Below are 10,787 nucleotides of genomic sequence, written 5' to 3'. Positions count from 1 at the left end.
ACACCTTCGAGCACGACGAGCTTTTGCACATCGGCGATGAGGTGCAGCGCGATGGACGAACATTTGTCATCACGAAGGTGACAGGTACGTTGGAGCAAGGGCTGCTAAGATGGACGTATGTGTGTGCTGTCCCCGAATCCGTGAAACAGACGAAGCTGTACAACCGGGCGATCATCGGTGCTGCCATCGACGGCAAGATCATCCAGGTTGGTCGTAATCAGGTCAAAATCCATCTGAACATGGACAAAAAACAAGAAGCCAGCAAAGCCCAATGGTTCCCGTACGCAGCGGAAGGCAACCAGATTTTATACCTCATGCCAGAGATTGGCTCCAAAGTCAAACTGTACTTTCCCAGCGCGGAAGAAGACGACGGCATGGTCATGAACTCCGTCCGTCATGCCCCGCAAGGAGAGGCGGCCCACAAGCAAGCGCAGAAAATGAAGGACCCGGGAGTTAAATCGTTCGGCATCCCCCAAGGCAAAGAATTTACACTGGGCGACAAAGAGTTGATAATGACCGCGCAGGAAGGCATGCTGTACATCTCGATGAACAAGGAAGCAGGCGTCAGCTTGAATAGCGCTTCACAGGTAAGCATCCGAGGAAAGGGCGCTGTGAGTCTGAGCGGTGCGGCTGTCCATTTGTCGGGGGCAGAGGGACTGTATGTCAAAACGGCAATGGATGCACTGGAGCTGGTGGAAGAGGCAAACGCGAGCAGCGAAAAAATTCAGCTCGAAGCGAGTGCCCGCCATTCGTTTCCGCAAATTTTGAGCGCGTTCGAGCAGGATGTACAGGCAAACGGTGTCGCCATGGTCATGGCCCGGCGAACGATGGAGAACCAGTGGGCAGAGGTCCAAGGAAAGTTTGCTGCCTTGGGAGATACATTGGCGGGCCTGTGGAGTGTTGCGGTAGACGCAGGCGACCTGGTCGTGACAGGGGTTCTGGGAGGCGAGGACGCCCAAGCTTTGTATGAGTTTGTGAGCGGATCAGAAGTCGGCTCACTGACCGAGCGGAACAATCTGGCCAAAGGAGCGGTCGAAGGCGTCACCAGCACAGTCGCTTACGCCGAGAAAGTGGTGACCGGCCAAAAAGCGTTTGCGGATATAGTAGAGGATGCAGGAGGAGCGGCTGCATCGATTGGCGAAGGACTATACAACGATTACATCGATCCGTTCGTGAAAGACGGGCAGTACAGACAGGAAAATCTGCACGGCGGCTTGTGGACCCGATCGGTAGAAGAAAGCTACGCCAAAGGGCAAAACGACTTCAAGAAAGACATGGTGTTGCTGGAAGCCGGGTTAACTGCCGTAAGCGGAGGCGCGGGCACAGTGGCGCTGAAGACTGGGAAAGTAGCGGCGAAGCTGGATGTAGACGTAGACACGCCAAACGGCCCTAAAAAGCAGCCGCATGGCGAGGGTGATGCAGACGGCGGAAAAGGAAAAGGCGGCCCTCTGCACGGCTCAGCCGCACAAGACATGCTGGGGGGTATCCCGCTCAAGGACGGGAAGTTTAAGACGAAGGCGAAGCTGCTGGATGATGTGCTGAAAGATTTGAATGAGACGATCGCGAAGTTCCTGGAGAAGATGGGCGAGCAGTTGAACGGAAAGCTCGTCGTGATGGAGAATGCCGTGACGGGGCAACGCTATCTGGCCTGGGAGAAGGGAGAAGGGTATTCTTTTTCGAAGGATCGGGCTGGGGAAGGTGGATCGCATGGTACAGGAGTACCGGCGGGACATGGTGGCAAAACTTCTGGGAAGGATACTTCTCATAGAAAGCCTGTACCAAAAGCAGCCAATGGGCAGGATGGGTATTCCAATAATCAGTCTTCAGGGAATGAAAAGCGAGGGACTGAGGGGATGGGACAAGGTGCTAATGTTGTTTCTCCAAAAACGGTAATTAGTCCAGAAATGGAAGCAAAGATTTTGGAAGGACAGCGAAAGGCTCCAAAAAATGAACTAATAGGTGGACATTCGCCAAACATTAATAATGCTAACAATAATTTTGCAGTTGAAGTATTATCAACAAATGCAGATGGTACAAAAAATGTTGTTTTTACAAAGCAGTTCCCTGATGGAAATATTTCCAAACTCAAAAAGAGCACTCTATTTCCTGATTCATGGACTGATGAACAAATTCTCAAGAGTATAACTGATGTTGGCAACACACCAGCTATTTCTACAAGATTGAGGGATGGAGCGACTTGGCATAGAGCAACTATTAATGGTGTAGAGATTGATGTAATCAAAGTTGGTGATGATGTAACAAGCGGCTATCCAACAGGTACGGTAAACGCGTCTCGCCCATCAGGTTTTTAATTCAAATATATGTGGAGGCACCAAATATGTACAAAGAACTAGATACCCTTTTATCTGCTGATACAACGGTAGATTCTTGGTACGATGATGGCTGTGTCATAGCAAGCGAAATGCTTTCAGAGTTTAGCCCAAGTGATTGGGAAGAATTATCTAATCAAGTGCTTAGTAAACCAATAGAATGGCAGAGAAAAATAGCATATTGTTTGGATAATAAGTGTAGTGTACATGAACTTAACATTCTAATCTCTTTGCTCAATACTAATGATGAGGAATTATTCGAGATATGCATTGACACACTAAGAAGTTATTCAAGTCAGGAAAGTAAAAAATTGATATTGGATAACCCCCAGATTCTACAACGTGTAAATGACTTATTGCCTACTGCTAGCATACCAGTAAGGAAAATGCTCGAAGATTTCCTTACAAAAATCCATTCATAAAATTTAGATTTCAGATTTGGACGTAATTATGCTCTTAGAACTTGGTTGATTACGCGCCTTTCAAAGTTCTCTTTTAATCTAAGGAAATTCCCACCCGCTGCGCACCACGCACCACCCGTTAAACGTGCGGGAGATAACGAAGCCAAGCAAATTCGGCAACCTATGGTTACTGGTTGAATTGAACTTGGTCGATTAGTGTGACGGGATGCGGTAGCGTACTGTAAATTCATTCGGATTTTACCGTTACGGGTAAGCCTGTTACTTAACGAGCGGATTTACTCCGATGTAACAAATTCAAGAATCGCCCTGTGTTTCTGTATGTTTGGTGTGATTCCTGCCTGTCGAGTGTCTAACCTATAAGGGAAAACATCTCGAAAGGAGAAATCATTCATGAATCATCCCGTTAAAGAATGCATTCAGAAGCTAGGGCTAACCCATCGGGCGTTTGTTGTTCTACATGATATTCCTTGGGAAAGGTTTCGTAGTTGCTTGTATGGCTACACCGATTCCATCCCCCGCGCCATTCTGAATGTCATGGTACAGTATGGCTACGATGAACTGGACGTACAGCGTCAATATCTCGTATGGCGGAAATGGAGAGTCAAACAAGAGCTACACGCCCCCGCCGCCGCGATGGAAGGGAGGGCTAACGCATGAAAAGACTGCCGTTAGATACAGTCCTAACCCTAATGCGGCGGGAGAACGTGCTCGGTTATGGCTCTGATATGGACGAACTTGCCTGCATCTTTGCCAAGCATGTTACAGACACTCTGTCGCAGGAGCAAGCCGAACTAAGCCTAACTCACTACCTTGCCAAATCAACACATAAGGATGTCATTCATCGGAATCAAGTATCAGCGAAAGTTACTCGATTCCTTAATCAGTATGGATGGAATCTATCCGACTATCATAAAGACTACTATCGTAAATATTTTCCGTTGTTTGGCTAATCCATTCCCCGCCGTTGTGCGGGGTTTCTTTTTACTGTCTTCATTGGGGGGAAAAAATGGGGGCGGGGGTAGGGTCGAGGTTATTTCACGATCTTAATCAGCAACATATCTATTCATGGTTCATTAATTACTTGATTCGAGTTATTCGGCTGTCTCTGTCTATTTCGCTGTTGGATGTCATCTCCTATTCCTGTTCTGTTCTCTTCTCTTTCTGTTATGCTTTCCTATCCTCTATTTCTATCCTACTCATGTCCCTGTTCCTATTATCTATTTGTACCAGTGCCAGTCATCTCAGCCTCACCCCCCGCCCGCTCCGCAGGCGGGGCGTTCACCTGTGTGAAGGGAGGACAACAGAGCGTTCCCCCTCTTGCGAGGGAGAACGACTAGGCTGTGTGAAGGTGAGGTATCCAGAAGCCTACGAGACATCAAGCGCACCCAGGTGTAGCTTTACTGCGCGGATAGTCGGAAACTACCACTCTGTCAAGGTTCCCTGTCCATTCGGACACTACGACGGAAAATCTGGGAAAGTTGAAGTAAGGCATCACGTCTTACTTTGCCAAAGGCGAATCCTCCGCTTCTAACGCGACTTCGTTCATGTAATAGGTAAAAATTACATGACCACATTCGGCTGATGAACGCCGAGGCATTTTTTTACGTGTTCTTCTGCGACCACGGGTAGAGCTTCCATATTCATTTTCACGATCTTGATAGACCTGTTACTTTCTCTATACGAAATGAACAGGAACGAGTTAAGGGGGGAGCGTTTATTTTTCTGTTGAGATTGATTCCATATTCTAAAATTTAGAACATGGCATGTTCTAAATTTTGAAACGCGACGTTCTAAAAATTAGAATGCCGTGTTCTAAAATTTGAAACGCCGTATTCTAAAATTTAGAACGGAATAATATTAAGAGAATAACAACCAAATAGAAGAATACCCATTCTATCATCCCCTCGCCTAGGCTCGGGGGTGTCGTTACGCGGAGCTTACCCTATTCGGTAGGCTTTTTTCTTTTACTCCTCCCCAAAGCCCCTCCCCGCCGCCGCGCACCAACTTCCCACGAAAATTTCCCGTAGGAATCATGTCGTCCCCTTGCCTGCGAGGCAAGTCCTTTCTTTTCCTAGGCACTGGGGGGATTACGAGGAATGACTGTAGATTCATTAAAAAAATAAATTCAAACGCCTGTAATCCCCTTTACAAGCCGCACTGTCATATGGTCTATCTTATCCCACAGCATTTGATTACGCCCTTTGACAGCCGCATATAGAAACCTGTGAACTGCCCCGCCGCCAGTCTGATCGACATATGCGGAATGCGCGGCTGGGGTTTGCTGATTCCGAAGGCGTTACGAAAACTGGAATTTGCGAAACGAGGTGAACGGATGAAGGATTGGTCACGGACACAAACCCAACTGACAGAGCAGGAAATCACGCTTATGCGGAGAGTGGAAACCTGTGAGGCGTATCTGTCTATCATCTTAGCCTATACGGAGCAAGAGGCACACAACTACCATCTTGTAGCCATCGAAGAGATTGTAAAAGCCGTTTGCGCTCTTCAATGCGTATGGCTGACGGATTTATGCCATATCAGGCTGGAAAAAGCGTTTATCACCAATCGACTACAGCATGAAAGAGGGATAGAGGAATGAAAACACGAGTTGTCGGTTATGTCCGTGTATCCACGCAAGGACAAGTCAAGGATGGCTATTCCCTCGCCTACCAGACAGAGGAAATCCAGCGTTACTGTTCCCGCCACAGCCTTGAATTGCTGGACATCTATAAGGATGAAGGCATTTCGGGGGCAAAGGTGGATGAGGACGAACTAACCATAGAACGCGAGGGCTTGCAGGAAATGCTGTCCAATCTGAAATGGCAGGACGTGAAATATATCATCGTCTTGAACACCAGCCGCCTGTGGCGGGCAGATATGGTCAAAGTGCTGATTCAGCGGGAACTAAAGCGGCATAAAGTCGATGTCAAAGCGATTGAACAGCCGCAATACAGTATTTATGCCCATGACCCGAATGATTTTCTCGTAAACGGTATGATGGAGCTATTAGACCAATATCAGCGGCTAGAGATTGCCTTAAAGCTGAGCCGAGGACGGCGCAAGAAGGCGCAGGAGGGCGGCTATGCGGGCGGCAGAGTGGCATATGGCTATTCAGCCGCTAAAGGACAAAAGACGCTCTCCATCGACCCTGTGCAGGCTGAGACGGTGCGTAGATTGTTTGAGATCAAGAATGAGCATCCGTCTTGGTCGTTGTCTCAAATCGCCGCAGAACTGAATCAGGCGGGCTACAGAACGGTTCAAGAGCAAGTAGGAAAGTATGAATCGGTTTCAACTCCAGAAAAGAATGGACAGGCTTGCGTCCCAATGCGGGTCATGTGAATGACTAACGCTCGAGCTGAGGTTGCCGACATTCTTTTCTATACTTATAAATTCGTAGATCGAGGTGATGCCTTTTGAGCCAACATTACAAACAAAAGCATATTTATGTGGGGGTTGACCTGCACAAGCATTCGCATACTGCTGTGATCGTCAACTGCTGGAATGAGAAGTTAGGCGAAATCCAGTTCGAGAACAAACCCGCCGCCTTCGAGGAACTGCTCACCTATGTAAAGAAGTTCTGCAAAAGAGGCGTGACCCCGATCTATGGATTGGAGGACGTGGGCGGCTACGGGCGGTCATTAGCCGTGTTCCTCGTTGAGAATAAGCAGAAGGTGAAGGAAGTCAATTCGGCGTTGTCCTATGCCGAACGAAAGAGCTACCCAACTACGCAGAAAAGCGATAGCTGGGATGCGGAATGTGTAGCAAAGATAGTAGTGAACAAGCTCGACATCCTGCCCGATGCCAACCCGCAAGACATCTATTGGACAATCGGTCAGCTTGTAGCAAGGCGAAATGCGCTGATTAAGGCGCATATCTCGCTCAAGAACCAGCTTCACATGCAGTTGTCCCATCACTATCCGAGTTACAAGAAGTTCTTTAGCGATATTGACGGGAAGTGTGCCTTGGAGTTCTGGCATACCTACCCCGCCCCGCACCATCTGGCAGGCGTGAGCGTGGAGGACTTGCGGAAAGTGTTGCTAAAATCAAGCCATAACACCTGTTCGACAAAGAAAGCGGAGGAAATCTTGGCATTGGTGGCGGCAGATGGGGAGACGAAACGGGAGTACCAAGAAACAAGGGATTTTCTCATCAAGAGCCATGTGAGAGACATCCGTTTCAAGAAAGAGGAAATCCAAGCGGTAGAGGGCGAACTGCGCCGCATGATGAAGCAACTAGGCTTTCAGTTGGAGACGATGCCAGGCATTGACCTCGTAACGGCATCGGCTCTAGTTGCTGAGATCGGAGACATTAACCGATTTTCCACCCCTGACAAGCTGGCTCGGTTCGCGGGGGTAGCTCCCGTGAAATTCAGTTCGGGAGGGAAGGGCAAGGAGCAGAAGAGCAAGCAGGGCAACCGCACCCTGCACGGCATCTTCTATAACCTTGCTGTCCAGCAGGTACAAGTCTCCAAAGGAAGCAAGCTCCCCCGTAACCCCGCCTTTCTTGCTTATTACGAACGTAAGCAGGCAGAAGGCAAGACGAAAGGGCAGGCGTTAGTCTGAATCATGCGGCGGCTGGTTAACATCATCTATGGCATGATGAAGAACAAGACTCCATACATCGCCCCGCCTCTCGCTGAACAAGTTGCCTAATGATAGAATGGTGGTAATTGGAAAATTTGACTGCCACCATCTTTTTAGCGGGATTTAGCTTTACAACATAGGGGACGGGTAAGATTGATGATACTCCGCCTGCCTTCAAGCAAACTGAATTTGCTAGTTCATATGAAGCTAGACTTAATCAGACTCCTGGCCCCGATAATCCAAAAGTTGCTTTTGAAGGAACAAGAGGTGAATCTAAATGTGCTCTTAAACCACCACCAGATCCACAACTGAAAAAAATATTAGATGAAGCTGGTATTGATGGTATACAATATAAAAATGCTGTTCCTGATTTTTCGCCGGTTGCAAAGGCCGAATTTGAAATTGATTACATGCTAGGTGGAATTGGAAACCGAGGTTCAAATGCTAGAAGAGCTAATTTCGCTCAAGCAGATCAAAAATTAGCAGATCAACTTAATAGTTCCCCAGAGCTAGCTCGAAAATTTGGGATGGAAGCTGGTGGAATTAAAGCGAGAGATATAGAAAGATACCGAGAAAGAAATAAATTAACATGGCATGAATTAAACGACGTCAAAACAATACAACTTGTGCCAACAAAAATAAACAGCACATTTGGGCATCTTGGTGGTGTAGGTGAGATAAACGCAGGAGCATTTGAATACGGGGGATTCGCTAAAAAATATAGTGAAAAGGTGATTCTAAAATGACAACACTAAATGATGCAATTTTTGGTGAACTTAAATATGATTATGGGTGGGTTAGGTACACTACTATAGAATTTTGTGGAAAAGAAGCAGAGATAGCACTTATGATTAAGGGTGAAGAGGACGGTAAATTTGATGAAGAACAATATATGGCTTATAATTCACTGATGCAAAAATGGGAACAAATACAATACAATTTATTGCAACCAATTTTAGACTATTATAAACAAAAAAGGCATGAATTGGGCTATGATGTTGGACATAACGAAAATTACCCTGAAATTCAAACGACTGATCAAATACTAGAAATGATAAATTTAGTCGGTATTGTTGTTCCGTATGGAGATATTTATGATGAACGAGATATTGGAATAACATTTGATTGTACATGGGATATAGAAAATGGATTGGGACTCCGTTTATTGAATGAACAGGTGTATGAAGTAGGGTATCAAGATGTTGCCATATAGATAAAAGGTAATCTGAAGTGAGGACTGCTCGGTGCAGAATGAACCCGGCATTTCAACCAATGACACATATAACCAACCATAAATGTAGACTGGGTGTACATCTTAGTTGTAAGGATCGTCAGTACAACCAACAAATCAAGCAATAAATAATTCAAATACTTGATAACTTTCAAAAGCTCTTTCCCACTTGAACCACAAGTAGGAAGGAGTTTTTTTATGCCATAGCTCGGATATGCCGTCAAACTGTACTTCGTCAGCCCGGAGGAATAAGGCGCCATAAGTGATCTACCTGATGTGCAGCACAAGCAGCATGATCCTGGAAGGCAAAATCGACATCCAGTCGCCAAAGCTGGAAGTCGTCGGCCTGACGAAAGCGCCGGTCGTCGTCGAGGACTTGCCGCAGGAAGACGAGGCAGAAGAGCCGGAGGAGGAAGAGGAAAAGTCCGGCTGGGGCAGTTTTTTGGATGGCGTGCAGTTAGCGTTGGATGTCGTGGGCCTGATCCCCGGAGTTGGCGAAATCGCCGACCTTCCGAATGCAGGAATCTCGTTGGCGCGCGGCGACTACGCCGGAGCAGCCCTGTCGCTTGCGGCATGCATCCCGTTTGCCGGATGGGCGGCAACGGGAGCGAAGCTGGCGGGGAAGGCGACCAAGGCGCTAAAAGCGACGAAAACCGGAAGCAAAGTGCTCAAGGCAACCGAAAAAGCAAGCGATGTGATTAAAAAAGTAACGGACGTATCCCAAGCGGCCATCGGAAAAGTCGTCACGACAGCGAGAAAGATGGAAGAAAAGCTGGGAATCATCGAGGCTGTCAAGAAGATGAAGGACGCGATACACAAGCGGATCATGGCGGCCAAAGAGGCGGTCATGAACAAGGCACGCGAAATGAAAGCCAAGGTGAAAGAAAGAGCCAGGGCAGTCAAAGAGAAAGTGCGGGAGCTTCCGGAACGGATGCAGGAAGGCATGAATCGCTTGGGAGAGGTTTTGCAGCCGAAAGCGGTGACGCCGGAAGGGTTTGTCATGAAAGCGTCGAAGTCTGAGGATAAGGTAGTGAATATCGGACGAACGGCGAATCAGAAGAAGTGGGACGAGGTTTACAAGAAATCGGATTCATCCAGTGCTGGGAAGCCACCGGAGAAGGTGCCTGAGGGGACGGGGAATGGTAGTAATTATACTAAAGTCGAGTTCCAGGGAAGGAAAGTTTATCAAAGAAATGATATAGATTGGAACATGGTAGACCCAGATACTGGATTAACAAATCTAGAAAGAATGCAGATGGGGTGGGCTCCAATTGGGAAAGACGGCAAAAAAATAAGTCTGCACCATATCCTACAAGTTGAGCCTGGTCCAATGGTTGAAATTCTACAAACGGTGCACCAGAAAAATTATAAGGTCTTGCATGGGCTTTTAGAGAAAACAAAATTTAAGAGGCTAAAATCACTAAGTAAACTATCTTCAAAAGCCAATAAGTCTTTAGAAGAAATAGAGAAAATAAGAAAAGAAAGGAAAGCTAAAAAGCAAAGAAGTTTTAGAAATGACCCTAATTTAGATAAGCAGTATAATAAATTTCGTGAAGAATATTGGATTTGGAGAGCAGAAGAGTATATAAAAACATTAAAAGATTAGGAGGTATGCACTATGAAGACGAATCAAGTTATTGAGCTAATTAAAAATGCCGAAAAAAAATTTTTTGTTGGAGCTTTAAGTGACACTAAAATATCTAATATTGAAGAAAAGTTAAATGTGAAACTACCAGATAGCTACAAATGGTTCTTGCGTGAATATGGAACTGGCGGCGTTATAGGAGTAGAAATTTTGGGTGGTGGATTGAGGGATATTCCAACGTGTGTTACAGAAACTGTTGATTGGCGCGGTTATGGATTGCCTGAAGAATTTGTTGTCATTGAGAATTTTGGTGCTGGTGTATATTGCTTGGATACCTCCAGAATAGAAAACGGTGAGTGCCCAGTTGTTGACTGGGAACAAGGTGAGGGTGTCGGTACCCAAGAGTATAATGATTTTCTTTCGTTTTTAATTGAGAGGTTTTCGAACAGATAGAGTGTTTTTATTGATTGAATAATAATTAGGAGTCTGTCAAGAATTTTTGTGTAAACGGGACTGTAAAATATTCTGTGTAAACTCTCAAAACCTATTACAATAAAAGAAAGGTTGGTTTGAGAGGATGACACCTATGGCGAGATTTAGTAAGGAACAAGTGAAGGCGTTTGTGAAGGAAAACAA

At 46.3% G+C, this 10,787-nt stretch carries 10 protein-coding genes and 1 pseudogene; all 11 read left to right on the top strand.

Annotation, left to right across the window (positions count from 1 at the left end; genetic code table 11):
- Positions 1 to 239: 239 nt before the first annotated feature.
- Positions 240 to 2,312, top strand: coding sequence for an EndoU domain-containing protein (locus AC27IT_RS27240; protein ID WP_487092229.1), 2,073 nt, complete (start codon positions 240 to 242; stop codon positions 2,310 to 2,312).
- Between the two features lie 26 nt (positions 2,313 to 2,338).
- Positions 2,339 to 2,752, top strand: coding sequence for a hypothetical protein (locus AC27IT_RS27235; RefSeq protein ID WP_283858113.1), 414 nt, complete (start codon positions 2,339 to 2,341; stop codon positions 2,750 to 2,752).
- A gap of 390 nt (positions 2,753 to 3,142) precedes the next feature.
- Positions 3,143 to 3,409, top strand: coding sequence for a preprotein translocase subunit TatA (locus AC27IT_RS27230; RefSeq protein WP_283858112.1), 267 nt, complete (start codon positions 3,143 to 3,145; stop codon positions 3,407 to 3,409).
- A complete protein-coding gene (locus AC27IT_RS27225) occupies positions 3,406 to 3,702 on the top strand; it encodes a hypothetical protein (RefSeq protein ID WP_283858111.1) in 297 nt (98 codons plus the stop codon). Before AC27IT_RS27230 ends, AC27IT_RS27225 begins: the two co-directional genes overlap by 4 nt.
- A 1,382-nt stretch (positions 3,703 to 5,084) precedes the next feature.
- The gene (locus AC27IT_RS27220; RefSeq protein ID WP_283858110.1) at positions 5,085 to 5,351 is read left to right on the top strand and encodes a hypothetical protein; all 267 of its coding nucleotides are present in this window, start codon (positions 5,085 to 5,087) and stop codon (positions 5,349 to 5,351) included.
- The gene (locus AC27IT_RS27215) at positions 5,348 to 6,091 is read left to right on the top strand and encodes a recombinase family protein (RefSeq protein ID WP_283858109.1); all 744 of its coding nucleotides are present in this window, start codon (positions 5,348 to 5,350) and stop codon (positions 6,089 to 6,091) included. The genes AC27IT_RS27220 and AC27IT_RS27215 overlap by 4 nt, the downstream gene beginning before the upstream one ends.
- Before the next feature lie 74 nt (positions 6,092 to 6,165).
- A pseudogene (locus AC27IT_RS27210) lies at positions 6,166 to 7,404 on the top strand (IS110 family RNA-guided transposase).
- A gap of 83 nt (positions 7,405 to 7,487) precedes the next feature.
- A complete protein-coding gene (locus AC27IT_RS27205; RefSeq protein ID WP_327944159.1) occupies positions 7,488 to 8,081 on the top strand; it encodes an HNH endonuclease in 594 nt (197 codons plus the stop codon).
- Entirely contained in the window at positions 8,078 to 8,548 is a 471-nt protein-coding gene (locus AC27IT_RS27200; protein ID WP_283858108.1) for a DUF6985 domain-containing protein, read from the top strand. Before AC27IT_RS27205 ends, AC27IT_RS27200 begins: the two co-directional genes overlap by 4 nt.
- 280 nt (positions 8,549 to 8,828) lie before the next feature.
- Complete coding sequence (locus AC27IT_RS27195; RefSeq protein ID WP_283858107.1) at positions 8,829 to 10,172, top strand: HNH/ENDO VII family nuclease; 1,344 nt, start codon at positions 8,829 to 8,831, stop codon at positions 10,170 to 10,172.
- Between the two features lie 12 nt (positions 10,173 to 10,184).
- Positions 10,185 to 10,604 (top strand): SMI1/KNR4 family protein, encoded by a 420-nt coding sequence (locus AC27IT_RS27190; protein WP_283858106.1) that lies wholly within the window; start codon positions 10,185 to 10,187, stop codon positions 10,602 to 10,604.
- Positions 10,605 to 10,787 lie beyond the last annotated feature (183 nt).

This window comes from Brevibacillus sp. YAE8 (genome assembly GCF_057543335.1).
Note: the sequence above shows the minus strand (reverse complement) of the source record. Positions and strands in the feature narration are given on the sequence as shown.

What these genes read in the sequence shown, in the direction of transcription:
- AC27IT_RS27240 (WP_487092229.1), top strand. Translation starts at nt 240, where the DNA reads ATGGACAAAAAACAAGAAGCCAGCAAAGCCCAATGGTTCCCGTACGCA.
- AC27IT_RS27200 (WP_283858108.1), top strand. Translation starts at nt 8,078, where the DNA reads ATGACAACACTAAATGATGCAATTTTTGGTGAACTTAAATATGATTAT.
- AC27IT_RS27220 (WP_283858110.1), top strand. Translation starts at nt 5,085, where the DNA reads ATGAAGGATTGGTCACGGACACAAACCCAACTGACAGAGCAGGAAATC.
- AC27IT_RS27230 (WP_283858112.1), top strand. Translation starts at nt 3,143, where the DNA reads ATGAATCATCCCGTTAAAGAATGCATTCAGAAGCTAGGGCTAACCCAT.
- AC27IT_RS27190 (WP_283858106.1), top strand. Translation starts at nt 10,185, where the DNA reads ATGAAGACGAATCAAGTTATTGAGCTAATTAAAAATGCCGAAAAAAAA.
- AC27IT_RS27215 (WP_283858109.1), top strand. Translation starts at nt 5,348, where the DNA reads ATGAAAACACGAGTTGTCGGTTATGTCCGTGTATCCACGCAAGGACAA.
- AC27IT_RS27235 (WP_283858113.1), top strand. Translation starts at nt 2,339, where the DNA reads ATGTACAAAGAACTAGATACCCTTTTATCTGCTGATACAACGGTAGAT.
- AC27IT_RS27225 (WP_283858111.1), top strand. Translation starts at nt 3,406, where the DNA reads ATGAAAAGACTGCCGTTAGATACAGTCCTAACCCTAATGCGGCGGGAG.